Source organism: Streptomyces sp. CB02959, assembly GCF_002803155.1.
Classification (GTDB): Bacteria; Actinomycetota; Actinomycetes; order Streptomycetales; family Streptomycetaceae; genus Streptomyces.
In genome coordinates this window covers 77,260-103,230 of record NZ_NNBP01000032.1, presented here as the reverse complement: position 1 = coordinate 103,230, position 25,971 = coordinate 77,260, and the positions used below count along the sequence as shown (strand labels likewise).

Genomic DNA, 25,971 nt, shown 5'->3' with positions numbered 1-25,971 from the left:
AGTTGGAGTGCCCGTAGTGGGACGGTGCGGGTCCGCTGTTGAGTGGTGACCGGGTCGATCAGCGACCGGCAGGCGACCAACAACAGGCCCCATCCACCATCTCTCCCCACCACCACCGGGAGGGGGCGGGTTGGAGGGGTCGGGGTGCAGGACGTAAAGCGCAGCAGTCCTGCACCCCGACCCCTCCAACCCGACACCGCACCCAACAGCCCCGCGCAGCGGACAACAGCCCGCGCCGCCAGGCGCAAGAACAGCAACCCCCACGGCGGGACGGCCGACAACGTGCGGGCCCGGCCAAGACGGTACCGTCCATACGGTACGTAGCCCCGTTGAACCGAAAGGCCGGCTCGACTCCATGCCCCCCGAGACGTTGACGCCCGAGCGGATCCTCGAAGCCACCGAGGAGGTGCTGCGCCGGTTCGGGCCGGCGAAGGCGACGGTCGTGGATGTGGCGCGGGCGCTGGGCGTGAGCCACGGCAGTGTGTACCGGCATTTCCGTACGAAGACGGCGCTGCGGGAGGCGGTCACGGCGCGCTGGCTGGACCGTACGAGCCGGGAGTTGGCGGACATCGTCGAGGACGAGGGGCCCGCCGAGGAACGGTTGGGCCGCTGGCTCGCCGCGCTCTTCGAGTCCAAGCGGCACAAGGCCGACGACGATCCCGAACTCTTCGCCACGTACATGACGTTGATCGGCGAGAGCGGCGGTGTGGTGGATCGGCACGTCACCGATCTCGAATCGCAGTTGGCGCGGATCATCGAGGCGGGGGTCGCGGAGGGTGCCTTCCACGCCTCCTCCCCGGCCGTCACCGCCCACGCCGTCTTCGGCGCCACCGGCCGCTTCCACGACCCCTGTTACGCCGCGGAGTGGTCCCGTCCGGAGATCACCGCCGACTTCGAGGCCGTCCGCGACCTCGTACTGCGCGGCCTGCGGGGGTGACCACCGCGCACGACGACGCCGGCCGGCCCCCGGTGAGTCGGGGGCCGGCCGGCGTTCGTGTCCGTGCCGCGTGCGGCGGTCGTGTCGGTGCCGCGTGCGGCGGGTCGGTCCGCGGCCCGGCCGTTGCCGGCCGGTCCGCGGGCCGCGGGGGTCAGCAGCCGAGGAGGCGGCTGCCCAGGTAGGACTGGATCTGGTCCAGGCTGACGCGCTCCTGCTTCATGGTGTCGCGCTCGCGCACCGTGACCGCGTTGTCGTCGAGGGTGTCGAAGTCGACGGTGACGCAGAACGGGGTGCCGATCTCGTCCTGGCGGCGGTAGCGGCGGCCGATGGCGCCGGCGTCGTCGAACTCGATGTTCCAGAACTTGCGGAGGTCCGCGGCGAGCCCCTTGGCCTTCGGGGAGAGCTGCGGGTTGCGGGAGAGCGGGAGGACCGCGACCTTCACCGGCGACAGGCGCGGGTCGAGGCGCAGCACCGTGCGCTTCTCCAGCTTGCCCTTGGCGTTCGGCGCCTCGTCCTCGGTGTAGGCGTCGAGGAGGAAGGCGAGCATGGCGCGGCCGACACCGGCCGCGGGCTCGATGACGAACGGGGTGTAGCGCTCGCCGGCCTCCTGGTCGAAGTAGGAGAGGTCCTGGCCGGACGCCTTGGCGTGCGAGGAGAGGTCGTAGTCGGTGCGGTTGGCGACGCCCTCCAGCTCGCCCCACTCCGAGCCGCCGAACTGGAAGCGGTACTCGATGTCAGCGGTGCGCTTGGAGTAGTGCGAGAGCTTCTCGGCGGGGTGCTCGTACCAGCGGATGTTCTCCTCGCGCAGGCCCAGGTCGCGGTACCAGTTCCAGCGCTGCTCCATCCAGTATTCCTGCCACTGCTCGTCCTCGCCCGGCTTGACGAAGAACTCCATCTCCATCTGCTCGAACTCGCGGGTCCGGAAGATGAAGTTGCCCGGGGTGATCTCGTTCCGGAACGACTTGCCCATCTGGGCGATGCCGAACGGGGGCTTCTTGCGGGAGGTCTGCTGGACCTGCGCGAAGTTGGTGAAGATGCCCTGGGCGGTCTCGGGGCGCAGGTAGGCGACGGACGCGGTGTCCTGCGACGGGCCGAGGTGGGTGGAGAGCAGGCCGGAGAACTGCTTGGGCTCGGTGAAGCCGCCCTTGTTGCCGCAGTGCGGGCAGTTGATGTCGGCGAGGCCGTTCTCGGGGAGCTTGCCGTGCTTGGCCTCGTACGCCTCCTCCAGGTGGTCGGCGCGGAAGCGCTTGTGGCAGGAGGTGCACTCGGTGAGCGGGTCGGTGAAGGTGGCCACGTGGCCGGACGCCTGCCACACCTCGGGGGCCAGGATCACCGACGAGTCGAGGCCGACGACGTCCTCGCGGGAGGTGACCATGGCGCGCCACCACTGGCGCTTGATGTTCTCCTTGAGCTCGACGCCGAGGGGACCGTAGTCCCAGGCAGCGCGGGAGCCGCCGTAGATCTCACTGCAGGGGTAGACGAAGCCACGGCGCTTGCTCAGGCTGACGATGGTATCGATCTTGTCGGCGGCCACGGTGCTCTCTTCAGTACGACGTCGGACAGTGGATAGGGGGGCGCGAGGCGCCTCGATGAGGGTGCTGATCAGGAGACGACTGGGCGAATGATTCAGGGTAGCGGCGGGCGTACCCCCCGGACCAAATCGATTCCGGATCAGTTCCGGCCGGTTGTCTTCGACCTGTGACCTGGCGCGCACTTTGTTGACAATCATTTCCATGTTTGTTGAAAATGAGTGTCATGAACGTACGCCCGCACATATCCACCGCCGCCGTCGCCGGAGTCGCGGTCCTCGGCCTGCTGGCCCTGTCCGGCTGCTCCACCACCGCCTCCGGGCGCACCGACGACGGCAAGCTCAAGGTGGCGGCGTCGTTCTATCCGATGCAGTTCCTCGCCGAGCAGATCGGCGGGTCGCATGTCGAGGTGTCCAACCTCACCAAGCCGGGCGTCGAGCCGCACGACCTGACGCTCACCGCCAAGCAGACCGCGCAGCTCGGCGAGTCCGGCGCGATCGTCTACCTCAAGGGCCTCCAGCCCGCCGTGGACGACTCGGTCGCCCAGTCCGGCGTGAAGTACATCGCCGACGCGTCGAAGCTGACCGGCCTGGAGACGCACGGCCCCGAGGTCGACGGGCACCACCACAGCACCGGCGACAACCACTCGCACTCCGAGTCCGAGCCCGGTCTGGACCCGCACATCTGGCTGGACCCGGTGAAGTTCGCCCAGGTCGCCAAGGGTGTCAACAAGACGCTCGCGCAGGCCGACCCGAAGCACAAGGTCGACTACCAGAAGAACACCGACACCCTGGTGAAGAAGCTGGACGCGCTGAACGCGGAGTTCGCGGACGGGCTGAAGAACCGGGCCTCGGACACCTTCGTCACCACCCACGCGGCCTTCGGCTACCTCGCCGAGCGCTACGGCCTGACCGAGGAGGCGATCAGCGGCCTGGACCCGGAGTCCGAGCCCAGCGCCAACCGCATCAAGGATCTGCACACCCTCGCGGAGCAGCACCACGTCTCCACGGTGTTCTTCGAGACGCTGGCCAACCCGGCCACCGCCAAGACCCTCGCCGGCGACCTGCACCTGAAGACCGACGTGCTGGACCCGCTGGAGGGCATCACCGACAAGTCCCGCGGCACGGACTACTTCTCGGTGCAGCGCGCCAACCTCGCCGCGCTGCAGAAGGCGCTCGGCACCAAGTGACCGGCCCCGCGCCCACCCGGCGCCCGGCCCCGTACGCCCCGCACACCCCGCACCCCAGGACGCACCGCACGACGGAGGTCAGCAGATGAAGGACACCGGCCAGCCCGTCATAGACCCGGAGGCCGAGGAACGTCCCGCCCGGGACCGGTCGGCCGTCATCGAGCTGCGCGGCGCGACCGCGTCGCTGGGCGCCCGACCGGTGCTGCGCGGGGTCGACCTGACCGTGCGGCCCGGCGAGGTCGTCGCGCTGCTCGGCGCCAACGGCTCGGGCAAGTCCACCGCGGTCCGCTCGGTGATCGGCCAGGTGCCGCTGACCGGAGGTGAACTGGCGCTGTTCGGGACGCCGTTCCGCCGCTTCAAGGACTGGGCGCGCATCGGCTACGTGCCGCAGCGCACCACGGCGGCCGGCGGGGTGCCGGCCACCGTCCGCGAGGTGGTCACGGCGGGCCGGCTGGCCCGGACGAAGCTGGGCCTGCTCCGCAAGGCGGACCGGACCGCGGTGCACCACGCGCTGGAGCTGGTCGGGATGGCCGACCGGGCCAAGGACTCCGTCAACGCCCTGTCCGGCGGGCAGCACCAACGGGTGCTGATCGCCCGCGCGCTGGCCGGTGAACCCGATCTGCTGATCATGGACGAGCCGATGGCCGGCGTGGACCTGGCGAGCCAGGAGGTGCTGGCCTCGGCGCTCCGCGAGCAGGTCGGCCGCGGCGCCACGGTCCTGCTGGTGCTGCACGAGCTGGGCCCGCTGGAGCCGCTGATCGACCGTGCGGTGGTGCTGCGGGACGGCTGTGTCGTCCACGACGGTCCGCCGCCCGAGGCGGTGGGGCAGCACGCGCTGCCCGGCCACGACCACGTCCACCCGCACGCCGACGCCGCCGCGGAGCCGCTCCGCACCGGCCTGCTGAGCTAGGGGCCCGCCACCATGGAAATGCTCTCCTACGCCTTCATGCAGCGGGCGCTGATCGCCGCGCTGATCGTCGGCATCACCGCGCCCGCCATCGGCATCTACCTCGTCCAGCGCCGCCAGGCCCTGATGGGCGACGGCATCGGCCACGTCGCCCTGACCGGTGTCGGTCTGGGCTTCCTGCTCAACACCAGCCCGGTCTGGGTCGCCACCGCGGTCGCGGTGGTCGGTTCGGTGGTGATGGAGCTGATCCGCTGGTACGGCAAGACCCGCGGCGATCTGGCGCTGGCCATGCTGTTCTACGGCGGCATGGCGGGCGGTGTGATGCTGATGAACCTCTCGGACGCGGGCTCCAGCGCCAACCTGGGGACGTATCTGTTCGGTTCGATCACCACCGTCTCGCCGCAGGACATGACGACGATCTACGTGCTGGCCGCGCTGGTGCTGGCGATCACGGTGGGCCTGCGCCGGCAGCTGTTCGCGGTCTGCCAGGACGAGGAGTTCGCCCGGGTCACCGGTCTGCCGGTGCGGCTGCTGAACCTGCTGATCGCGGTGACCGCCGCGGTCACCGTCACGGTCGCCATGCGGGTGGTCGGCCTGCTGCTGGTCAGCGCGCTGATGGTAATCCCGGTCGCGGCCGCCCAGCAGATCAGCCGCAGCTTCGCGGTGACCTTCGTGACCGCGGTGGCGATCGGCGTGGCGGTGACCCTCACCGGCACCACCGCCTCGTACTACGTCGACGTGCCGTCCGGCGCGACCATCGTGCTGTTCGCCATCGCGCTGTTCGTGGTCTTCACGGCGCTGGCCACCCCGCTGGCCAGAAAGCGGGCCCGAGCGGCCACACCGGCCGGGAAGGGGTGCACCCTGGAGGTACCGGGCAGTCGCACCGCGGAGGACGACGTACGGGTGTAACGGCGTTACAGGCGGCCGGCGGGGTGCCGGGCGGTGTGACACCGCCCGGCCGAGGGATACATAAAGGAGTAGGTGTAAGCGCCGAACAGGGCTTCCGGTCATCACCTGGCACAATGGCCAAACGCATGCGCGGGAGAAGTCCTGACGTCCTAGGGAGGCAACGGTGGCGACGAGCGCGGGATCTCCGGTCCGCGGCCGGTCGACGCGGCAGCGCACCGCGGTTTCGGCCGCACTCGACGAGGTCAACGAGTTCCGCAGCGCACAGGAGCTCCACGACATGCTCAAGCACCGCGGCGACTCGGTCGGGTTGACCACCGTCTACCGGACGCTGCAGTCGCTCGCCGACGCCGGTGAGGTCGACGTGCTGCGCACCAGCGACGGCGAGTCCGTCTACCGCCGGTGCAGCACCGACGACCATCACCACCACCTGGTGTGCCGCGGCTGCGGCACGGCCGTCGAGGTCGAGGGCCCGGCGGTGGAGAAGTGGGCCGACCAGATCGCCGCCGCGCACGGCTTCCGCGATGTGGCGCACACCGTCGAGATCTTCGGGACGTGCGGCGACTGCGCGACGAAGGCGGAGGCGGGAGGCCGGGGCGTCTGACGCCGCCGGCCGGCACCGGCCCGGCGCATCCGCGGTCGGTTCACCGGCCGACGGTGCGGCGGGCCGGCAGCATGTAGAGGGCGGACGCGGCCACGAGGCCGGCCGGCAGGGCGAGGTCGATGCCGCCCACGGCCGCCGCTATCGGGCCGGTGTAGAGCGTGTCGACGCAGAGCGCGGAGACGGTGACGCCGCCGGCGAGGGCCGCGGCGCCGGCCCAGTTGACACCCCCCGTGTACCAGAACGGCCCGCCGCGGCTCTCGTCGGTGAGCGCGGGGCCGTCGTAGCGGTTGCGGCGCAGCACGATGTCGGTGGCGTAGACGGCCGCGGTGGGGCCGAGCAGCACGACGGTCAGCTGGAGCACGCTGCTGACGGTGTCGAGGAAGTTGGAGACCAGCAGCGCGTAGAGGGTCAGGCCGACGGCGACGGCCCCGTCGGCGAGGATGCTGACGGACCGGCGGATGCGCAGGCCCACGGCCTGGAGGGCGAGGCCCGCGCTGTAGGCGGTCAGGGCGTTGATCGCGATGGTGCCGAGGACCAGGGCGAGCAGGAAGAGCGGCGTGAACCAGCCGGGCAGGATCTGCTGGAGCGCGGTCTGCGGATCGGTCATGTCGACGGCGGTGGCGGCGAACGCGCCCAGGGAGCAGACGAGCACGCCGGGCAGGAAGCCGCCGAGGGCGGTCCAGCCGACCACCGCCAGCGGTGAGGTGGTGCGCGGCAAGTAGCGGGAGAAGTCGGCGCTGGTCGTGTACGACAGCGGCCCGGAGGCGATGAGGGTGGTCCCGCCGAGGACGGCGGCCCACAGGGCGCTGCCGGTCAGCGGGTGGGCCGGCGCGTAGCCGAAGTCGGCGTGCCGGAACACCGCGTAGGCGACGACCGCGAAGGCCGCGGTGAGGACCAGCGTGATCGGGGTGTAGAGCTTCACGATCAGCGCGTGCCCGTAGACGCTGATGGTCAGGGTGATCGCGGCGATGGCCACCACCACGACGATCTTGACGCCGGTGGTGGTGTGGATGCCGGTCTCCTCGACGAGGGAGAAGGCGGCGGTGGCGGCCGAGGCGAGGTTCAGCGCCACGTAGCAGACCGAGATCATCCAGCCGGTGACGGCGTTGTTCACCCGGTTTCCGCGGACGCCGTAGAGGGCGCGGGTGATCACTTCGCTGGGGGTGCCGGCGGCCGGTCCCGGTACCGCGAGCACGCCGGTGAGCACCCAGAACAGGTTGCCGACGACGATCACCGCGAGGGCCTGCCAGAGGGTCAGGCCCATGAGGACCAGGGCGCCGCCGACCACCAGGCTGAGGTAGTTGACGTTGGCGGCGGCCCAGACGGAGAACAGTCCGCGGGGGCGGCCGTGGCGGTCCGCGTCGGGGATGTGGTCGATGCCGTGGACCTCGATCCGGCCGGCGCGGTCCGGGGCCGGCGTGGCCGCCTCGGACGCGTCGTGGGTGCCGGTGCGCGGTTCGGGGATCGTGGACGCCATGGGTCCTCCGGGGAGCTGGTCGTTGGCGATCTTGGCCATAACGACCTGCTGCGTTAACGGCCTTGTTGCTTATTGGTCGCACACTCAATAACATCCCGGGTATGTCGTCAAGGGTTCAGCGCAAGCGCATCCGGAAAGACCCGACCGCCCGGCGGGCCGAAATCGTCGACGCCGCGGCCACCGTCGCCCTGGCCGAGGGGCTGGAGTGCATCACCCTGCGGCGGATCGGCGAGGACCTCGACGTCCGCCCCGGACTGATCAGCCACTACTTCCCGTCCGCCGAGGAACTGGTGGCGGAGGCGTTCGGCACCGCCGCGCGCAACGAACTCGACGGCCTGCTGCCGGCCGAGACCCCCGGCGCGGGCCCCACGGAGCGGCTGGCGCGGTTCTTCGCGCACACCACCGGGGAGGCGTACGACGCCATCAGCCGACTGTGGATCAACGCCCGCCACCTCAGCCGCTACCGCCCCCTGCTCCGCGACCGGGTCGCCGAACAGGAGGCCGCCTGGCGCGGGCGGCTCGCCGCACTGCTCCACGAGGGCGTCGCCGGCGGGGAGTTCCGCACCGCCGACCCGGAGGTGACGACCATCCAGATCCTCGTCGTGCTCGACGGCCTCGGCGCGCACGCCAACACCGACACCCGCGACCGCCCGGCGGCCGTGACCCGCATGGCGATCACCACGGCGGAGCGCGAACTCGGGCTGCCGGACGGCGCGTTGAGCCGCCCGGCCGATGCCGCACCCGCCGCGGTCGAGGCGTAGCCCCCGCACCCCTCCTCCTGCTCCCCCTGCCCCCTGTTCTCCCGCCTTCCCAGGAGCCGCCGTGCCCGCCCCCCTCGTCCTGCTCTCCGCCCGCCTGCTCGACCCGGCGACCGGCACGTTCCTGCCGGAGACCGCGCTGGCGGCGGCCGACGGGAAGATCACCGCCCTCGGCGACGACCGCGAGATCCGCGCGCTCGCCGACGCCGCGACCACGGTGATCGACCTCAAAGGGGCGGTGGTCACCCCCGGCCTGACCGACGGGCACCTGCACCCGGTCTCCGGCGCCGAACTCACCCACGGCCTGGACCTGTCGGGCTGCACCGACCTCGACGGGGTCCGCGCGGCGCTGGCCGGCGAGGTCGCCGCCCTCGCCCCCGGTGCCTGGCTGCACGGCTGGGGACTGGACCCCAACGTCTTCGGCGACCGGCCGGTCGAGGCCGCCGCGCTCGCCCCCGTCCTCGACGGCGTCCCCGCGCTGCTCCAGCTCTTCGACGCGCACTCCATGCTCGCCAGCCCCCGCGCCCTGGAACTCGCCGGCGTCGACGGCCCCCGGGCCTTCGACCAGGCCGCCGAGGTCGTCTGCGACGCCGCCGGCCGGCCCACCGGGCTCCTGCTGGAGGACGCCGCCTGCGAACTGGTCGAGCGGGCCGCCCCGCAGCCCACCCGCGAGGAGCGCCGCGCCCGGCTCGCCGCCGCGCTGCGCGCCATGGCCGCCGCCGGCCTGACCGGCGGCCACGCCATGGACGCGAACGGCGACAGCCTCGCCTTCTACGAGGAGCTGGACGCGGCCGGCGATCTGCCGCTGCGGCTGCGCGTCGCCCCCTGGTGCCAGCCCGGCACCGACGACGACGGGGTGCGCGCGCTCATCGCCCGACAGGGCACCGGCGGCCGGCTGTGGCACACCGCGGGCGTCAAGCTCTTCATGGACGGCACCATCGACAACGGCACCGCCTGGCTGGAACGCCCCGACTGCCACGGCGAGTCCACCCACGCCTTCTGGCCCGACCCCGCCGTCTACACCCGCATCGTCGGGCAGCTGCACGCCGCCGGGGTGCCCACCGCCACCCACGCCATCGGCGACGCCGCCGTCCGGCACGTCCTGGACGCCGTCGAGCAGGCCCGGCGCGCCGACCGCAACGGGGTCCGGCACCGGATCGAGCACATCGAGACGGTGCCCGACGACACCCTGCGCCGGTTCGCCGAGCTCGGCGTACTGGCGTCCATGCAGCCCACCCACTGCTGCGACTTCACCCGCGCCGACCACACCGACAACTGGTCCCGTCGGCTCGGCGAGGAGCGCGCGGCCCGCGCCTGGCGCTGCCGCGACCTGACCGACGCCGGCGCCACCGTCGTCCTCGGCTCCGACTGGCCGATCGCCCCCTACCCGCCGCTGGGCGTGATGGCCGGCGCCCGCCACCGCCGCCCCACCCGCGACCTCGACCAGCCCCCGCACGGCCCCGAGCAGGCACTCACCGCGCTGGAGGCGCTCCGCGGCATGACCGTGCACGCCGCGCACGCCGCCGGCGAGGAGGACCGGGCCGGCCGGCTCGCCCCCGGCTACCGCGCCGACCTCACCGTCCTCGCCGACGACCCGCTCACCACCGCCGCCACCGACCTGCCGGACCTCCCGGTCCTGCTCACCGTCCTCGACGGCCGCCCCACCCACCGCGATCCGCGCGTGTGAGCCGACCGGCCCCGGCGGGCAAGGCCGTACGGGGCCTGCGACACGACGGGCCGCCTCCCCGAGGGGAGGCGGCCCGTCCGCCGTTCACCGGCCCGTCCCGCGGGCCGGAGCTCAGGTCGCCTTCTCGCCCTCGTTCAGCGGCGCCGCGCCGAACCGGCGGTCCCGCTTGGCGTACTCGAAGCACGCGTCCCAGAGGTTGCGGCGGTCGAAATCGGGCCAAAGGATGTCCTGGAACACCATCTCGGCGTAGGCGCTCTGCCAGATCAGGTAATTCGAGGTGCGCTGCTCACCGGACGGCCGGACGAACAGGTCCACATCGGGCATGTCCGGGTAGTACATGTACTTCGCCACGGTCTTCTCGTTGACCTTGGACGGGTCCAGCTTCCCGGCCCGGACGTCCGCCGCGATGGCCGCCGCGGCATCCGCGATCTCCGCCCGGCCGCCGTAATTCACGCAGAAGTACAGCGTCATCGCGTCGTTGTTCTTGGTCTGCTCCTGGGCGATCTGGAGTTCCTGGACCACGGACTTCCACAATTTCGGCATCCGGCCGACCCACCGGATACGGATGCCCAGCGCGTCCATTTCGTCCCGGCGCCGCCGGATGACGTCCCGGTTGAAATTCATCAGGAAACGGACCTCGTCCGGCGACCGCTTCCAGTTCTCGGTGGAGAAGGCGTAGAGCGAGAGGTTCTTCACGCCCATTTCGATGCAGCCCTTGAGGACGTCCAGCACCACGCCCTCACCGACCTTGTGGCCCTCCGTGCGCGGCAACCCGCGCTCCTTCGCCCACCGCCCGTTGCCGTCCATCACGATCGCGACGTGGTTCGGGACGAGCTCGCCGGGAATCCTCGGCGGACGCGCACCCGAGGGGTGCGGCTCGGGCGTCTGGTATTCACGTCGGTTGCGCCCCAGAATCCCGCGTACTGCCATGCGCCCCACGTCTCCTATGCCATATCGATGGACGGTGTATTCGTCGGCCGGGCCCTCGGATGGCCGGACCGTGCCGAGCCGCGGCCGTTATTTCTCCACATACCGGAGGGACCGCAGGCCGCGCTCCAGATGCCAGTGCAGATACGCCGCGACGAGGCCGCTGCCCTCCCGGACGTGCCGCGCCTCACAGGCGTCCGCGGACTCCCAGTCGCCGGTCAGCAGCGCGCCCAGGAGCCCGATCGCCTCTGAGGAGGGTACGACGCTTCCGGGCACCCGGCAGTCACCGCACACCACACCGCCCGACGCCACCGAGAAGAACCGGTTCGGACCGGGCATTCCGCATCGCGCGCAGGCATCGAAACTCGGCGCATAACCGTTCACCGCCAGCGACCGCAGCAGGAACGCGTCCAGCACCAGGTGCGGGGCGTGCTCCCCGTTGGCCAGCGTCCGCAACCCGCCGACCAGCAGCAGGTACTGCTGGACGGCCGGTTCGCCCTCGTGATCGGTGAACCGCTCGGCGGTCTCCAGCATGGCCGTCCCGGCCGTGTAGCGGGCGTAGTCGGTGACGATCGCGCCACCGTACGCGGCGATCGTCTCGCTCTGCGTGCACAGCGGCAGCCCGCGCCCGATCAGCTCCCCGCCGCGGGCGAAGAACTGCACGTCCACATGCGAGAACGGCTCCAGCCGGGCCCCGAACTTCGACTTCGTCCGCCGCACGCCCCGCGCCACGGCCCGTACCCGGCCGTTGCCGCGGGTGAGCAGCGTGATGATCCGGTCCGCCTCGCCCAGCTTCTGGGTGCGCAGCACGATGCCGTCGTCGCGGAACAGAGTCATACAGCCATTCTCGCGCACCCACCGGACGGGCCGGCCCGCGCCCTGTCCGGCCTCAGGCCCGCTCGCCGCGGCTGCGGGCGTTGGCGTGGCGGGTCTCCGCCCGGAGCCGCTCGCCGGCGGTGGCGCACCGGGTCGCCTCTGGTGCGCACGCCCACTCCCGCCCGCCCCCGACCGGCCGCAGCCGCAGGTACCGCCCCTCCCGGCCCACGACCTGCCCGACCCGCCCGTTCCGCGTGTCGACCACATACGCCCCGAACGCCGGGACCACCACCGCCGCCCTCACCGCTCCCCCAGCGCCTCGGTCAGCCGCCGTGCGGTGTCCATATTGCAGCGCCCCAATTCCACGAGCGGGGGCATGCTGCGATGCGCGTACGAAACCAGGTCGAGTCCGAGCGACGGCAGAACGATGCCAGCTTGAGCCAAAGCTTCCTGCAATTCCGTGATCACGCTTTCCACGGCAGCCGGTTCTTCCTTCATTGCTCACCACTTTCCGCGAGGAACTTTTTTCACTGTTCGCATCGGAAGCGTGACGCCGCGGAACTAGGGTGTGCAACGGTCCCGGCACTGCAACTGCCGGGCAGAGAAAGGACGCAGACCATGGCCAATGCCTCACGCCAGACGCTCTGGGAGTACTGGGGAACGGAACTCAAGCGACATCGGGAGAACGCCGCCTTAACCCAGGAGATGCTGGGAAATCAGGTGTTCATCTCCGGCGGCTATATCGGCCAGTTCGAGCAGGCGATCCGCCGCCCGCAACTGGGCGTGGCGATCCTCATCGATCAAGTTCTACAAACCGACGGTTTTTTCGAGCGGACCTGGCGCAAGCTCATCGACGACCAGCGGTATGCGGACTACTTCGCGAAGGTGGTGGAACTGGAGCCGCTGGCCACCAAGATCTGCGACTTCGAGTCGATGGTGGTGCCGGGACTGTTGCAGACGGCGGCATACGCGAAAGCCCTCACGGTGGCGGGCAACCCCTTCGCCACGGATGAGTACGTCGAGGAGAAGGTGCGCGCCCGACTTGAGCGGGCGGACCTCTTCCGGCTCGGCCCTCGGGACGGCTACTGGCCCATCCTTCACGAGGCAGTCCTCCGTATGCCGGTGGGCGGACCGGCCGTCATGGCCGAGCAGTTGGAGCACATCGCACACCTCGCACACGAGCGGAAGATCGTCGTTCAAGTGCTGCCGTTCGCGGCCGGGCCGTACCCGTCGGCGGGCAGGATGGTGACGTTGATGGAGTTCGAGGACGCACCCCCAACCGCCTATACAGAAGGCGTGTATTCGGGAACGCTGCTGGACGATCCGGCCATAGTGAAGCGCGTACAGCAGGACTACGATCTGGTGAGGGCCACCGCGTTGTCGCCGGAGGCGTCCCTGACCCTGATCGAATCGGCGGCGGAGGGTTACCGACAATGCGCGAGTACGACCTGAGCAACGCTCACTGGTACAAGAGCAGCCACAGCGACCACAACGGCGGTAGCTGCCTGGAGGTCTCGAACTCCCTCCCCGGCCTCGTCCCCGTCCGCGACAGCAAAGATCCGCACGGGCCGGCGCTGGTGTTCCCGGCCGGTGGGTGGTCCGCCTTCGTGGACGCCGTCAAGGACGGCCGTTTCCCTGCGGCCTGACCGACGCCCACTCCTGACATATCCGCAGCTCACCCGCGGTCCATCCACACCATCTCCACACGGCCCCACCATCCCTTCGGACGGCGGGGCCGCATCACGTTACCCACCGGTCATCAACGGCCGAATGCGACCTTCCACACTTCTCCGTACCTGCACGTCAAGGACCCTTACGGCGTGTCGGACGACAGGTAGCATCCGGTGATGTTCGGCGGCACGCCAGCCGTAGCGGCCGAGACATCCCCGTCAGTCCCCAAACGAGGATCTCGATGACATCCATACCGCAGGCGCTGTTGTGGTGCCTCAGCGCAGGTACGGTCGCCGCCGTAGTGCTGGCGACGCTCCTGGTCCGCGTGCGCAAGGAGCGGGCCGGCCTCAGAGCGCGCCTGACGACCGCTGAGGAACAGAACAGCGCCACGCTCCACGGCAACACGGAGCTGTCGGCCAGGCTGCGGGCCACGGAGGCCGAGATCCGGCACCTGGCCGAGGCCCGGCTGCCCGACCTGACGCTGGCGCTGGCGCACCCTCACGTGCCGGTGCGCGGCCTGCTGGACAAGCGGTTCGGCGGGTCGGAGACCGACGAGGCGCTGGGCGCCGTACTGGAGCAGGTCCGCGCGGCCATCACCAAGGAGCGCACCCGGGTCGACGCGGCGGCGCAGTCCACGCTGCGCGGTGCCACCACCACCATCCAGGCGCTGCTGTACCAGGTGCAGACCTCGCTGCAGACGATGCAGCACAAGTACGACGACCCGCAGATCGCGCAGGACCTGCTCGACGCGGACTTCCTCAACGAGCAGGCGCTGCGGCGGGTGCAGGCCACCGGCGTGGTCTGCGGTGCCTGGCCGGGACTGACCCGCGAGGACTCGTACCTCGCCGAGCTGCTGGTGGGCGCCACCTCGCGGCTGCGCGGCTACGAGCGGGTGCAGGTCAGCAACCAGTTGCGGGACCCGGTCGCGGTGGTCGCGCGGGCCGTCGAGCCGATCGCCATCACCGTCACCGAGCTGCTGGCGAACGCGCTGCACCACTCGCACCGGGAACTGCCGGTCACCGTCACACTCCAGCAGGGCAACCGCGGCGCGTCGGTGATCATCGACGACTACGGCGTCGGCATGCACGACGACGAGATCAAGCACGCGATGGAACTGCTGGCCGGCAACGACGGCCTGCTGCTGACGCAGTTGGGCGACCCGCCGCGGTCCGGTTTCGCGGCGGCCGGCCAGTTGGTGCGGCAGTACGGCTTCGGGGTGCACGTGGAGCCGTCGCCGTACGGCGGTGTGCGGGCCGTGGTGTACATCCCGGGCGATCCGCTGCTGACCGTCCTCGACGAGGGCGCGCGGCCGATCTCGGTGATGGCGCCGATGCCGCACCGGGCCCCCGGTGCGCCGCGGGAGCGGGCGGCGATGCCGTCCGGGCTGCCGACCGGGGCCGGCGCGCCGGCCACCCCCGCGGGCGCCGTGCCGGCCCCGCGGCCCGCACCGGCCGAGCCCCTCGCGGCGCCCGCGCCGGCACCCGCCGCACCGGCAGCACCGGCTGAGGCCGCCGCGCCGGAGCCGTACGAGCCGCCGGCCGAGGGTGAACTGCCGCGCCGCCGCCGTCGCCGGCCGACGTCCGAGCAGCCGCCCGAGTCACGCAACGACACGATCAACCTGCGCTCCCCGGAGGAGACCGGTTCCCGCTGGGCGGCGCTCCAGCGCGGCACCGAATCCGGTCGGGCCGCAGCCCATTTCGAACCCCCGCGCAGTCCCGAAGGGAACGCCCAGTCATGAACAGCCCGACCCGTCGCCGTGTCACCGAGGACAAGTCCTGGGTGCTGGCTCCCCTGTTGGAGCTGCCGCATGTCGTCCACGCCGCCGTCATCTCCGGCGACGGCTTCATCGAGGGGGCCTCGCCGGGCCTGTCGCGGGAGGCCGCGGAGGGCGTCGCGGCGATGATGTCGGCGCTCCAGGGCGCGGGGCGCGCGGTGACCGCGGCGTTCACCGAGCAGGACGACGCCCGGCTGCGGCAGACCGTCATCGAGTCCGAGGAAGGTTTCGTTTTCGCGATCCCGGCCGGTGAGAACACCTGCCTGGCCGTCTTCGCCGATCCGGAGGTGAACATGGGCGTCGTCGCGCACCACATGCAGATCCAGGTGACGACCCTGGGCAAGAAGGTCATGAACAGCCCGGCTCGGGGCATCGGTAGCCAGGCATGACGCCGCGCCAGAGCAGCGGACGGCGTCTCGTACCGGCCTATCTGGCAACCGGCGGACGCGCCCGGCCGAGCCGCAACACGTTGGACCGGCTGACCGTGCTGATCAGCGTGGACATGCCGATCACCAGTGAGGTACGCCCCGAAGAGCACCGGATCCTGGAGCTGCTCCAGCCCGGTGCGCTGACTCTGGCCGAGGTGGCCGCCCACCTTCACCTGCCCGTGAGCGTGGTGAAGGTGCTGGTGGCCGATCTCGTCGATGCCGGGCGCCTGCACGCCCGAGCCCCCATACCCGAAGCCGAGCAATTCGACCGGCAGATCCTGGAGAGGGTTCTCGATGGACTCCGCTCTCTCAAGTCCTAGCCCCGGCGCCGGGACCGGCAACATGTACCTCTCCGGCGAGCACCAGACGCTGGTGAAGCTGCTGGTCGCCGGCCCGTTCGGGGTCGGCAAGACCACGCTCATCCGCGCGCTCTCCGAAACCCCGCCGCTGCACACCGAAGAGGTGATGACGCAGACCGGCGTGATGGTCGACGACCTCGCCGGCGTGCGGGACAAGACCACCACCACCGTCGCCATCGACTTCGGGCGGCTGACGCTGCCCGGGGACCTGGTGCTGTACCTGTTCGGCACGCCGGGGCAGAAGCGCTTCCGCCCGCTGTGGCAGGACATCGCCCGTGGTGCGCTGGGCGCCCTGGTCCTCGCGGACACCCGCCGGCTGGCGGACTCGTTCGAGGTGATGGACATCGTGGAGGAGGCCGGACTGCGCTACGCGGTCGCGGTCAACACCTTCCCCGACGCCCCGGAGTACGACGTGGAGAAGATGCGCGAGGCGCTCGACCTGCACCCGGACACCCCGCTGGTGCTGTGCGACGCCCGCGACCGGGAACAGTCCGTCGACGCGCTGATCGCGCTGGTCCGCCACGTCCTGGACCACACGCCCCTGCCCGAGGAGAACCCGAACCCGTGACTTCCCCGTACGAGCCGGGCGCCGCCCCGCCGCCGCCCTGCCCCGGGCAGGCCGCCCCGCCGCCGTCGGAGGCCGCCGCCCCACCGCCGGGCTGTCCGGCGCACGGGACGCCGCCGCAGGCCGCGGTGCAGCCGGACCCGCACGCGCCGGTGAAGCTGTACGGGCCGGACTTCGCCGCCGACCCGGACCGCGTCTACGCGCAGCTGCGGCAGTACGGGGCGCTGGCGCCGGTGGAGATCGCGCCCGAGGTGACCGCGATGCTGGTGACCGACTACCGGGCGGCGCTGGAGCTGCTGAACGACGACGCGACCTGGTCCAAGGACTCCCGGGCCTGGATGCAGACCGTTCCGCCGGACTCGCCGGTCATGCCGATGCTGGGCTGGCGGCCGAACGTCTTCTTCAGCGACGGTCCGGCGCACGTCCGCTACCGGGACGTCATCGTCGACAGCTTCAAGCTCGTCGAACCGCACGAGCTGCGGGCCCGGGTGCACCACGCGGCGGACACCCTGATCCGGCGGTTCGGCGACCACGGCGAGGCGGACCTGATCGCGGACTACGCGCGACTGATCCCGCTGCTGATGTTCAACGCCCTCTTCGGGCTGCCCGACTCCTACAGCGACCGGCTGATCTCGGCGATCGCGGGGATGCTGGAGGGCAACTCGCCGGAGGAGGCGGCGGCCTCCAACGAGGCGTTCACGCAGTACATCATGGAGCTGGTCGGCGCGAAGAAGGCGCAGCGGGGACCGGACCTCACGTCGTGGTTCATGGACCACCCCAACGACCTGAGCGACGAGGAACTGATCCACAACGTCATCCTCGTGATGGGCGCCGGCAACGAGCCGCTGGCCAACCTCATCGGCAACGCGCTGTCCCGCATGCTGTCCGACGACCGCTACTACGGCACCGTCTCCGGTGGCGCGCTGACCGTCCACGACGCCATCAACGAGGTGCTGTGGAACGACCCGCCGATGGCCAACTACTCCGCGCACTTCCCGGTCCGGGACGTCTTCTTCCACGGCACCTGGGTGCGCGCCGGGCAGCTGGTGATGGTCTCGTACGCGGCGGCCAACAGCCAGTTCGACACCACGGCCACCCACGGCCCGGGGTCGGGCAGCGGATCCCACCTGGCATGGGCGGCGGGGCCGCACGCCTGCCCGGTGAAGCGGCATGCGCTGCTGATCGCGATCACCGCGATCGAGCGGCTCACCGCCTGGCTCTCGGACATCGAACTCGCCGTGACGCCGGACGAGTTGGTGTGGCGCAACGGGGCCTTCCACCGGGCCCTGGCCGCGCTCCCGGCCCGCTTCACCCCCATCTCCCCGGATCAGGCAGGAGCTACGCCTTGGCAGAACAGCGATCGCAGCCCGTCGTCATCGACCCGGCCGGAGCCGACATCCACGGCGAAGGAGCCCGCCTCCGCGCATTAGGCCCGGCGGCCCGGATCGAACTGCCCGGCGGCATCCGCGCATGGGGGGTCACCGGTCACACCCTGCTCAAGACGCTGCTCACCGACGACCGGATCTCGAAGAACCCGCGGGACCACTGGCCGGAGTGGCAGCGCGAGGAGATCCGCGGCAGCTGGCTCCAGTCGTGGATCGGCGTGACGAACATGTTCACCGCCTACGGTCCCGACCACCGGCGGCTGCGGAAGCTGATCGCCCCGGCGTTCACCGCGCGCCGGACGGACGCCATGGTGCCGCGGGTGGAGCAGATCACCCGCGACCTGCTGGACGGACTGGCGGCCCACCCGGCCGGCGAAGTCGTCGACCTGCGGGAGTCCTTAAACCAGCCGCTGCCCATGCAGGTGATCTGCGAGCTGTTCGGCTACCCGGAGGGCGAGCCGCGGCTCGCCCTGGCCCGGGTCGTCTCGGAGATCATGGACACCACGGCCACCCCGGAGCAGGCCGCCGCGACCTGGGTGTCGGTCAACGAACTGCTCGGTTCGCTGATCGCGGCCAAGCGCGCGGAGCCCGCGGACGACCTGACCAGCCTGCTGGTCGCGGCCCGGGACGACGAGGGCCAGGCGATGACCGAGCAGGAGCTGAGGGACACCCTGCTGCTGGTCATCGGCGCCGGCCACGAGACCACCGTGGACCTGCTGGGGAACGCGGTGTACGCGCTGCTGACCCACCCCGGGCAGTTGGAGCTGGTGCGGAGCGGCGAGGCGTCGTGGAACGACGTCATCGAGGAGACGCTGCGCTGGTCGCCGAGCATCGCGAGCCTGCCGCTGCGGTTCGCGGTGGAGGACGTCGAACTGCCCGGCGGCGAGGTGATCCGCAAGGGCGAGGCGCTGCTGCCGATGTACGCGGCGGCGGGCCGGGACCGCGAGCAGCACGGCGCGGACGCCGCCGCGTTCGACCTCCAGCGGGCGAGCCAGGAGCACCTGGCGTTCGGGCACGGGGTGCACCACTGCATCGGTGCGCCGCTGGCCCGGCTGGAGGCGCGGACCGCGCTGCCGGCCCTCTTCGAGCGGTTCCCCGACCTCCGACTGGCCGTTCCCGCCGAGGAGTTGCGGCCGGCGGGCGGGTTCATCTCGGGCGGGCTGGCGAGCCTGCCGGTGCGCCTGACGGCCTGAGGGAGCATCGCACGGGGGACGGGCGCGGAGCGTCCGGCAGGCATGCGGCCCCGCCACCGGTTCCGTCCGGTGGCGGGGCCGTCCTCGTGCCGGGCGGCGCCTGGGGGCGGGGCGCCGCCGCGGGCCGGGGTCTTCGGGCCCTCTGGCGGCTCTAGCGGCGGTAGCGCGACGAGCGGGCGGCCGCGGCCAGCAGCCGGTCGACGTCCTCCGGGTCGAGCGCCAGGGCGACGCCGACGGTGCTGAGCACCTTGCGTTCGGCGGGGGTGCAGGGGCCGTCGGCGAGGGCGATCCGGGCGCCCTGGAGGAGCAGCGACTCCCGTCCGGCGGGGGCGAGGTGCGGCGCCAGCGGCTCCAGCGCCTCGTGGAGCTCTATGGCCAGCGCGGTGCCGCACGGGTCGAGTCCCTGATGCCCGCAGTGACCGCCGGTGGCCGCCTCGTAGGTGCCGGTCATCCGGCCGGTGTCGGCGGCGAGCGCGGCCAGCAGGGTGAGCAGCTGGTCCTCGGTGCAGTCGGCGGAGCCGGCCTTGCGGACGGCGGTGACCGCGGCGTCGCGGACCGTGCGGGAGGCCGTACCGCCGGCCGCCAGCAGGGCCAGGGTCACGGTGTGGACGGCGTCCCGGAGCATCGTGGAGAGCCGGACGGTAGTGGGGTGGTCGAGGGCGTCCAGCCCGAAGTGGCCCCGGCAGGCCGAGCATTCGAGGACCGGGCCGGCGTCGCCGCGGGCGAGGACGGGGATGCCGAGGACGACGAGGCGGCGCCGGCCGGTGCGGCGGAGGTAGTTGCGGTCGCCGCCGCAGTCCGGACAGAAGAACTCGCCGTCGGCGACGGTCCGCCACGAGGTGCGCACCCCCACCACACATACGTTGCGCATCACGTCAGCCCTCCGTCATTCCCCCACGACCGCAAGGGCATGGGAGGAGCTCCCATCGGCCCCGTCGCCGTTCGTTACGTGATGTTAGCCACATCGGTGATGTGCCGTCAGCACCTCGTATCGGACAACGGTCGGGCGGCTGGCCGGATGCGGGCGGGGATGCGTACGGAATGTGTACGGGACGCGCCCGGCCCCGCCGCTCCGGGGTGCGGAGCGGCGGGGCCGGGCGGAAGGTGACGCGACCGGGGGTCAGCGCGCCGCGCGGTTGACGGCGGAGACCACGGCCTTGAGGGAGGCGCGGGTGGTGTTGGCGTCGATGCCGATGCCCCACAGCACCTTGCCGTCGATGACGCACTCGATGTACGAGGCGGCCTGCGCGGAGGCGCCCTCGCTCATGGTGTGCTCCTGGTAGTCCAGCAGGCGTGCGTCGATGCCCAGGTCCTGGAGCGCGGCGAAGAACGCGGAGATCGGGCCGTTGCCGGAGCCCGTCAGGACGGTCTCGGCGCCGTCCACCTCGGCCTCGACGGTGAGGGTGTCGACGCCGTCCTTGTCGGTGGTGGTCTGCCCGGCCCTGACCTGGATGCGGCCCCACGGGTTCTGCGGGTTGGGCAGGTACTCGTCCTGGAAGGTGCCCCAGATGTCCTTCGGGGTGACCTCGCCGCCCTCGGTGTCGGTCTTCTCCTGGATGATCCGGGAGAACTCGATCTGCATCCGGCGCGGGAGGTCCAGCTTGTGGTCGTTCTTCAGGACGTAGGCGATACCGCCCTTGCCGGACTGCGAGTTGACCCGGATGACCGCCTCGTACGAACGCCCCACGTCCTTGGGGTCGATCGGCAGGTACGGCACCGCCCACTCGATGTCGTCGACGGTCCCGCCCTGGGCGGCGGCGTCGGCCTCCAGCGCGTCGAAGCCCTTCTTGATGGCGTCCTGGTGGGAGCCGGAGAAGGCGGTGTAGACCAGGTCGCCCGCGTAGGGGTGGCGCGGGTGGACCTCCATCTGGTTGCAGTACTCGCTGGTGCGGCGGATCTCGTCGATCTGCGAGAAGTCGATCTGCGGGTCGACGCCCTGGGAGAAGAGGTTCATGCCCAGCGTCACCAGGTCGACGTTGCCGGTGCGCTCGCCCTGGCCGAACAGGCAGCCCTCGACGCGGTCGGCGCCGGCCATCACGGCCAGTTCGGCGGCGGCGACGGCGGTGCCGCGGTCGTTGTGCGGGTGCGTGGACAGGCAGACGAACTCACGCCGGGTCAGGTTCCGCGACATCCACTCGAAGCGGTCGGCGTGCGTGCTGGGCGTCGAACGCTCCACGGTGGCCGGCAGGTTGAGGATGATCTCGCGGCCCGCCTCGGGCTGCCAGACGTCCATCACCCCCTCGCAGACCTCCAGCGCGAAGTCCAACTCGGTGTCGGTGAAGATCTCCGGGCTGTACTGGTAGCCGAAGACCGTCTCGTCGCCCAGCAGCTTGTCGGCGTACTCCATCACCAGCCGGGTGCCGTCCACCGCGATCTGCCTGACCTGCTCCTTGGAGCCGCGGAAGACGACCCGGCGGAAGGTGGGGGCGGTGGCGTTGTAGAGGTGGACGGTGGCCCGGGGAGCGCCGCGCAGCGACTCGACGGTCCGCTCGATCAGCTCCTCCCGGGCCTGTGTCAGGACGGAGATCGTCACGTCCTCGAGGATCGCGCCCTCTTCGATGATCGACCGGACGAACGCGAAGTCGGTCTCGCCGGACGACGGGAAGCCGACCTCGATCTCCTTGTAGCCCAGGCGTACCAGCAGGTCGAACATCTCGCGCTTGCGGGCCGGCGACATCGGGTCGATCAGCGCCTGGTTGCCGTCGCGCAGGTCGGTGGAGAGCCAGCGGGGGGCCTTGGTGATCCGCTTCTCCGGCCAGGTCCGGTCGGCCAGGTCCACGGCCTCGAACGGGCGGTACTTGTGGATCGGCATCCCGGACGGCGCTTGCGTGTGGGTGGCGTTGGTGATCGGGGTGGGGCGGCCGACAGGCTGCGACATTGCGTAGGGCTCCTCGGGGAGATCCGTATGACGGCCGACGGTCGAACGCAGCACCAGATCCCGCGGGGAGGGGGTCGGCCTACGACTACAGGCCCTCGCCGCGGCAGCTAAGGAGAAGCAGCCCGAAACGCATGATGGACAGCACCGTAGCCGAGGGACCGAAGATCCGCAGTCGCGTATCAGTATGCGGGACCGCTCGGACGTAGAGGCAAAAATGCGACCAACCACACTTTTTCGGGAACTTCGGCCGCCGCCAGTGACAGACGCATTACACAGTGCCACCGTTTTCTCCATGAAGGAATCCGTGACCCAGCCGCGCACCGCACCCGCCCCCACGACCCCGGTCTTCTGCACGATCGTGCCGCCGCACATCCTCGGCAAGCTCGCCGAGTCCGACGACCCGGCCCGGCACGAGCCCGCCCGCCGCACCCTGGAGCACGACGCCCTCCACCGCACCCGCCGCACCGACCTGGCCGCGCAGCTCCTCGCCCCGCAGGAGGCCCGGGCCGCCGCCGACAAGCCGAACCGCACCGTCTACGACGCCGGCCACCAGCAGGACCTCCCCGGCACCAAGGTCCACTCCGAGTCCGACGGCCCCTCCAAGGACGCCTCCGTCAACCGCGCGCACGCCGGCCTCGGCGCCACCTTCGAGCTCTACCTGAAGGTCTACGGCCGCAAGTCCATCGACGGCGCCGGCCTCCCGCTCGACGCCACCGTCCACTACGGCGAGAAGTACGACAACGCCTTCTGGGACGGCCAGCGGATGGTCTTCGGCGACGGCGACGGCACGCTCTTCCGGGACTTCACCATCCCCGTCGACGTCATCGGCCACGAGCTCACCCACGGCGTCACCCAGTACACCGCCAACCTCGACTACCAGGGCCAGTCCGGCGCCCTCAACGAGTCGATCTCCGACGTCTTCGGCTCCCTGATCAAGCAGTACGCGCTCGGCCAGAGCGCCGACCAGGCCGACTGGCTGATCGGCGCGGACCTGCTCGCCCCCGGCGTGCACGGGCAGGCCCTGCGTTCGATGAAGGCCCCCGGCACCGCCTACGACGACCCGCAGCTCGGCAAGGACCCGCAGCCCGCCACGATGGCCGGCTACGTCCAGACCACCGACGACAACGGCGGCGTCCACCTGAACTCCGGCATCCCCAACCACGCCTTCTACCTCGTCGCCGGCGCACTCGGCGGCAAGGCGTGGGAGCGCGCCGGCCAGATCTGGTACGACGTCCTCACCGGCGGCCACCTGGCGAAGAACGCCCAGTTCGCGGACTTCGCCAACCTCACCGTGCAGGCCGCCCAGACCCGCTTCGGCGGATCGGGCGCCGAGCACGAGGCCGTGGTCAAGGCGTGGTCCACGGTCGGCGTCACCGGCAAGTAGCCCCCACCGGCCCCGGGCGGGAGCGGCACCCTTCGCCGCCCCGCCCTTCCGGGTGCCCACCGCCCCCCGGTCGACTACTCCGGCCCCACCGGGTAGAAGCCCCCCATGCGCATCCACATCCGCCGCACCGGCGGCTTCGCCGGCATCGAGCGCCACGCCGAGATCGACACCGCCGACCGCACCGACGCCACCGACTGGCACACCCTCGCCGACCGCGCCCTGGCCGACGCCCACGCCGCCCCGCCCACCGGCGTCCCCGACGGTTTCCGGTACGCCCTCACCATCGACGACAAGACCGCCTACTGCACCGACCCCGACCTCACCGACGACCAGCGCGAGCTGATCACGAGGGTGCTGAAGGAAGGCGCCTAGTCGCTGCGCTTGGTTGGGCCCCGCACGTTGTCGGCCGTTGCGCCTGGCGGCGCGGGGCGCTCGTACGTTGCCGGGTGCGGCGCCATTGCGCCTGGCGGCGCGGGCTGTTGTCCGCTGCGCGGGGCTGTTGGGTGCGGTGTCGGGGCGGAGGGGTCGGGGTGCAGGACTGCTGCGCTTTACGTCCTGCACCCCGACCCCTCCGCCCCGACCCCTCCCGATGGTGGTGGGGAAAGACGGTGGGTGGGGCCTGTTGTTGAGTGGTCGCCTGCCGGTCGCAAATCGACCCGGTCACCACTCAACAACGGACCCGCAGAGGCCCCCTACCCCCACGGCGGGACGGCCGACAACGTGCGGGGCTTAAAACCCCAGCTTGCGGAGCTGCTTAGGGTCGCGTTGCCAGTCCTTGGCGACCTTGACGTGCAGGTCCAGGAAGACCGGGGTGCCCAGCAGTGCCTCGATGTGCTTGCGGGACTTGGTGCCGACCTCCTTCAGGCGCTTGCCCTTGGGGCCGATGATGATCCCCTTCTGGCTGGGGCGCTCGATGTAGACGTTGGCATGGATGTCCAGCAGCGGCTTGTCGGCGGGCCGGTCCTCGCGGGGGAGCATCTCCTCGACGACGACGGCGATGGAGTGCGGCAGTTCGTCGCGGACGCCCTCCAGCGCGGCCTCGCGGATCAGCTCGGCGACCATGACCTGCTCCGGCTCGTCGGTGAGGTCGCCCTCCGGGTAGAGGGCCGGGCTCTCGGGGAGCAGCGGCACGAGGAGGTCGGCGAGGAGCGAGACCTGGCTGTCGCCGACCGCGGAGACCGGGATGATCTCGGCCCATTCGATGCCGAGTTCCTTGCCGAGCTGGTCGATGGCGAGCAGCTGGGTGGCGAGCGCCTTGGAGTCGACCAGGTCGGTCTTGGTGACGATGGCGACCTTGGGGGTCTTCTTGATGGCGGCGAGTTCGGCCGCGATGTAGCGGTCGCCGGGGCCGAGCTTCTGGTCGGCGGGGAGGCAGAAGCCGATCACGTCGACCTCGGACCAGGTGGTGCGGACGACGTCGTTGAGCCGCTCGCCGAGGAGGGTGCGCGGCTTGTGCAGCCCGGGGGTGTCGACCAGGACCAGCTGGGCGTCGGGCCGGTGCACGATGCCGCGCACGGTGTGGCGGGTGGTCTGCGGGCGGTTGGAGGTGATCGCCACCTTCGTCCCGACGAGAGCGTTCGTCAGGGTGGACTTGCCTGCGTTGGGGCGGCCCACGAAGCAGGCGAAGCCGGCGCGGTGGGGGGCAGTGGACTCTGTGCGAACGCTCATGGCGCCCATTCTCCCCGATCCCCGCGGCCACTCCGACCATCCGGCGCTCCGGCCGTTCCGGGGCGGGGCGCTCGGTGGCGGCGGGCGCCCCGCCTGGTGGTGCGGTCAGGCCGAGGGGCCCGCCGGGACGCTGGCGCGCAGGGTGCCGTCGGGGGCGGCGACGAGGACGGGGGTGTCCGGGCCGCCGAGGTCGCGGACGGCCGCCCGGTCGGCGTCGGCGGCCTGCTCGGCGTCGGTGACCACGGCCGCGGCCTCCAGGGACGTGGCGCCGCTGGCGACGGCCATCGCGACGGCCGTCTGCAATGCGCTGAGCTGCAGGGAGTCCAGGGCGACGGTGCCGGCGACGTAGGTGCGGCCGGTCTCGTCGCGGACGGCGGCGCCCTCGGGGACGCCGTTACGGGCCCGCGCCGAGCGCGCGAGCGTGATGATCTTGCGGTCTTCGGGGTCCAGCGGTGCGGCTTCGGTCATACGGGCGAGCATATGCGCGGCCCGGCCGGGCCGTACGGGGGCGGGCCCCGCGGGCCGTACCGGAGGTCCGGGCCGCCTGCTGCCCCGGCGGCCGAGAGTGCGGGGAGAGCTGAGGGTGCGGGGAAAACGCACGATGGCTGAAGAGTCCGGTTGCCCCGCTCCCCTGTGCCGGGGCACCCGGCTCTCCAGCCAACGTCGTTTCCGGGTCCGGACCGGGCGGCGCCACCGCAGGCGTGCTGCCTGCGGGGCGATCGCCCGGTCCGGAGTCGTGTGTGACCACCGGGTCGTCGGTCACCGTCGTCGGTGCCCGGACCCCCTCCCGGTGCCCGTCCTCGCGATGTCCGCGGCCTGGCCGGACGTCATCGCGAATACTGCGGTGATCTTTCCGTCACCGCCCGGCGGCTCCTGCCGAAAGGGCCGCGCCGGTGAAATCCGCCGCGCCATCGGTGGCGCCCCCGGAT

At 71.5% G+C, this 25,971-nt stretch carries 27 protein-coding genes; 17 read left to right on the top strand and 10 right to left on the bottom strand.

The annotated features are described in order from the left end of the window. Nucleotides 1-355: 355 nt before the first annotated feature. Entirely contained in the window at nt 356-937 is a 582-nt protein-coding gene (locus tag CG747_RS38115) for a TetR family transcriptional regulator (protein ID WP_100606470.1), read from the top strand. A gap of 151 nt (nt 938-1,088) precedes the next feature. Here CG747_RS38115 and CG747_RS38110 read toward each other — a convergent pair whose 3' ends face one another. Continuing rightward, on the bottom strand, nt 1,089-2,471 hold the full coding sequence (locus tag CG747_RS38110; RefSeq protein WP_100606469.1) for a glycine--tRNA ligase: 1,383 nt from the start codon (nt 2,469-2,471) through the stop codon (nt 1,089-1,091). 221 nt (nt 2,472-2,692) lie between these two features. Here CG747_RS38110 and CG747_RS38105 point away from each other — a divergent pair, with 221 nt between their 5' ends. The 4 genes from CG747_RS38105 (at nt 2,693) to CG747_RS38090 (ending at nt 6,072) form a co-directional block, all read left to right on the top strand. Beyond that, a complete protein-coding gene (locus tag CG747_RS38105) occupies nt 2,693-3,655 on the top strand; it encodes a metal ABC transporter substrate-binding protein (protein WP_100606468.1) in 963 nt (320 codons plus the stop codon). Nucleotides 3,656-3,740: 85 nt separating this feature from the next. After that, nucleotides 3,741-4,565 carry a metal ABC transporter ATP-binding protein gene (locus CG747_RS38100; RefSeq protein ID WP_257981002.1) on the top strand — a complete coding sequence of 275 codons (825 nt, stop codon included), beginning with the start codon at nt 3,741-3,743 and terminating at the stop codon, nt 4,563-4,565. Between the two features lie 12 nt (nt 4,566-4,577). Continuing rightward, entirely contained in the window at nt 4,578-5,471 is an 894-nt protein-coding gene (locus CG747_RS38095) for a metal ABC transporter permease (RefSeq protein WP_100606467.1), read from the top strand. Nucleotides 5,472-5,634: 163 nt separating this feature from the next. Continuing rightward, complete coding sequence (locus tag CG747_RS38090) at nt 5,635-6,072, top strand: Fur family transcriptional regulator (RefSeq protein ID WP_100606466.1); 438 nt, start codon at nt 5,635-5,637, stop codon at nt 6,070-6,072. Nucleotides 6,073-6,112: 40 nt separating this feature from the next. Here the strand turns inward: CG747_RS38090 and CG747_RS38085 are convergent, their stop codons facing one another. Further along, nucleotides 6,113-7,549: a cytosine permease gene (locus CG747_RS38085; RefSeq protein ID WP_100606476.1), complete on the bottom strand. Its 1,437-nt coding sequence runs from the start codon at nt 7,547-7,549 to the stop codon at nt 6,113-6,115. A 101-nt stretch (nt 7,550-7,650) separates the two neighbouring features. Between CG747_RS38085 and CG747_RS38080 the strand changes: the two genes are divergently transcribed. Both CG747_RS38080 and CG747_RS38075 read left to right on the top strand, forming a co-directional pair. Continuing rightward, nucleotides 7,651-8,310 carry a TetR/AcrR family transcriptional regulator gene (locus tag CG747_RS38080; RefSeq protein ID WP_100606465.1) on the top strand — a complete coding sequence of 220 codons (660 nt, stop codon included), beginning with the start codon at nt 7,651-7,653 and terminating at the stop codon, nt 8,308-8,310. Nucleotides 8,311-8,371: 61 nt separating this feature from the next. After that, a complete protein-coding gene (locus CG747_RS38075; protein ID WP_100606464.1) occupies nt 8,372-9,994 on the top strand; it encodes an amidohydrolase in 1,623 nt (540 codons plus the stop codon). Between the two features lie 111 nt (nt 9,995-10,105). Here the strand turns inward: CG747_RS38075 and CG747_RS38070 are convergent, their stop codons facing one another. The 4 genes from CG747_RS38070 to CG747_RS38055 form a co-directional block, all read right to left on the bottom strand. Beyond that, a complete protein-coding gene (locus CG747_RS38070) occupies nt 10,106-10,924 on the bottom strand; it encodes an isoprenyl transferase (RefSeq protein WP_100606463.1) in 819 nt (272 codons plus the stop codon). Nucleotides 10,925-11,011: 87 nt separating this feature from the next. Beyond that, on the bottom strand, nt 11,012-11,758 hold the full coding sequence (gene recO, locus CG747_RS38065; protein ID WP_100606462.1) for a DNA repair protein RecO: 747 nt from the start codon (nt 11,756-11,758) through the stop codon (nt 11,012-11,014). A 52-nt stretch (nt 11,759-11,810) separates the two neighbouring features. After that, on the bottom strand, nt 11,811-12,041 hold the full coding sequence (locus CG747_RS38060; RefSeq protein WP_257981001.1) for a hypothetical protein: 231 nt from the start codon (nt 12,039-12,041) through the stop codon (nt 11,811-11,813). After that, a complete protein-coding gene (locus CG747_RS38055) occupies nt 12,038-12,235 on the bottom strand; it encodes a hypothetical protein (protein WP_100606460.1) in 198 nt (65 codons plus the stop codon). Before CG747_RS38055 ends, CG747_RS38060 begins: the two co-directional genes overlap by 4 nt. Nucleotides 12,236-12,355: 120 nt before the next feature. Between CG747_RS38055 and CG747_RS38050 the strand changes: the two genes are divergently transcribed. The 8 genes from CG747_RS38050 to CG747_RS38015 all read left to right on the top strand — a co-directional run bounded on the left by CG747_RS38050 (nt 12,356) and on the right by CG747_RS38015 (nt 19,112). After that, nucleotides 12,356-13,189: a helix-turn-helix transcriptional regulator gene (locus CG747_RS38050; RefSeq protein ID WP_100606459.1), complete on the top strand. Its 834-nt coding sequence runs from the start codon at nt 12,356-12,358 to the stop codon at nt 13,187-13,189. Then, nucleotides 13,171-13,383 carry a DUF397 domain-containing protein gene (locus CG747_RS38045; protein WP_100606458.1) on the top strand — a complete coding sequence of 71 codons (213 nt, stop codon included), beginning with the start codon at nt 13,171-13,173 and terminating at the stop codon, nt 13,381-13,383. The genes CG747_RS38050 and CG747_RS38045 overlap by 19 nt, the downstream gene beginning before the upstream one ends. A 266-nt stretch (nt 13,384-13,649) precedes the next feature. After that, nucleotides 13,650-15,146: an ATP-binding protein gene (locus CG747_RS38040; protein WP_100606457.1), complete on the top strand. Its 1,497-nt coding sequence runs from the start codon at nt 13,650-13,652 to the stop codon at nt 15,144-15,146. Then, on the top strand, nt 15,143-15,571 hold the full coding sequence (locus tag CG747_RS38035) for a roadblock/LC7 domain-containing protein (protein WP_100606456.1): 429 nt from the start codon (nt 15,143-15,145) through the stop codon (nt 15,569-15,571). The genes CG747_RS38040 and CG747_RS38035 overlap by 4 nt, the downstream gene beginning before the upstream one ends. After that, the gene (locus CG747_RS38030) at nt 15,568-15,930 is read left to right on the top strand and encodes a DUF742 domain-containing protein (protein ID WP_100606455.1); all 363 of its coding nucleotides are present in this window, start codon (nt 15,568-15,570) and stop codon (nt 15,928-15,930) included. The genes CG747_RS38035 and CG747_RS38030 overlap by 4 nt, the downstream gene beginning before the upstream one ends. A gap of 22 nt (nt 15,931-15,952) precedes the next feature. Continuing rightward, complete coding sequence (locus CG747_RS38025) at nt 15,953-16,537, top strand: ATP/GTP-binding protein (protein WP_100606454.1); 585 nt, start codon at nt 15,953-15,955, stop codon at nt 16,535-16,537. After that, nucleotides 16,534-17,964 (top strand): cytochrome P450, encoded by a 1,431-nt coding sequence (locus CG747_RS38020; protein ID WP_100606453.1) that lies wholly within the window; start codon nt 16,534-16,536, stop codon nt 17,962-17,964. Before CG747_RS38025 ends, CG747_RS38020 begins: the two co-directional genes overlap by 4 nt. Then, complete coding sequence (locus CG747_RS38015) at nt 17,880-19,112, top strand: cytochrome P450 (protein WP_100606452.1); 1,233 nt, start codon at nt 17,880-17,882, stop codon at nt 19,110-19,112. The genes CG747_RS38020 and CG747_RS38015 overlap by 85 nt, the downstream gene beginning before the upstream one ends. 151 nt (nt 19,113-19,263) lie before the next feature. On the opposite strand, the gene CG747_RS38010 is transcribed toward CG747_RS38015, so the two are convergent. Together CG747_RS38010 and leuA are read right to left on the bottom strand one after the other, a co-directional pair. Further along, nucleotides 19,264-19,983 carry a TerB family tellurite resistance protein gene (locus CG747_RS38010; protein ID WP_100606451.1) on the bottom strand — a complete coding sequence of 240 codons (720 nt, stop codon included), beginning with the start codon at nt 19,981-19,983 and terminating at the stop codon, nt 19,264-19,266. 249 nt (nt 19,984-20,232) lie between these two features. Continuing rightward, a complete protein-coding gene (gene leuA, locus CG747_RS38005; RefSeq protein ID WP_100606450.1) occupies nt 20,233-21,990 on the bottom strand; it encodes a 2-isopropylmalate synthase in 1,758 nt (585 codons plus the stop codon). 292 nt (nt 21,991-22,282) lie between these two features. Here leuA and CG747_RS38000 point away from each other — a divergent pair, with 292 nt between their 5' ends. Then, nucleotides 22,283-23,374, top strand: a complete 1,092-nt coding sequence (locus CG747_RS38000; protein ID WP_100606449.1) for a M4 family metallopeptidase — start codon at nt 22,283-22,285, stop codon at nt 23,372-23,374. 105 nt (nt 23,375-23,479) lie between these two features. Continuing rightward, on the top strand, nt 23,480-23,746 hold the full coding sequence (locus tag CG747_RS37995) for a protealysin inhibitor emfourin (protein ID WP_100606448.1): 267 nt from the start codon (nt 23,480-23,482) through the stop codon (nt 23,744-23,746). A gap of 357 nt (nt 23,747-24,103) precedes the next feature. Here the strand turns inward: CG747_RS37995 and era are convergent, their stop codons facing one another. Continuing rightward, nucleotides 24,104-25,051, bottom strand: coding sequence for a GTPase Era (era, locus tag CG747_RS37990; protein ID WP_374701867.1), 948 nt, complete (start codon nt 25,049-25,051; stop codon nt 24,104-24,106). 96 nt (nt 25,052-25,147) lie between these two features. Beyond that, nucleotides 25,148-25,510, bottom strand: coding sequence for a hypothetical protein (locus CG747_RS37985; protein ID WP_100606446.1), 363 nt, complete (start codon nt 25,508-25,510; stop codon nt 25,148-25,150). Nucleotides 25,511-25,971 lie beyond the last annotated feature (461 nt).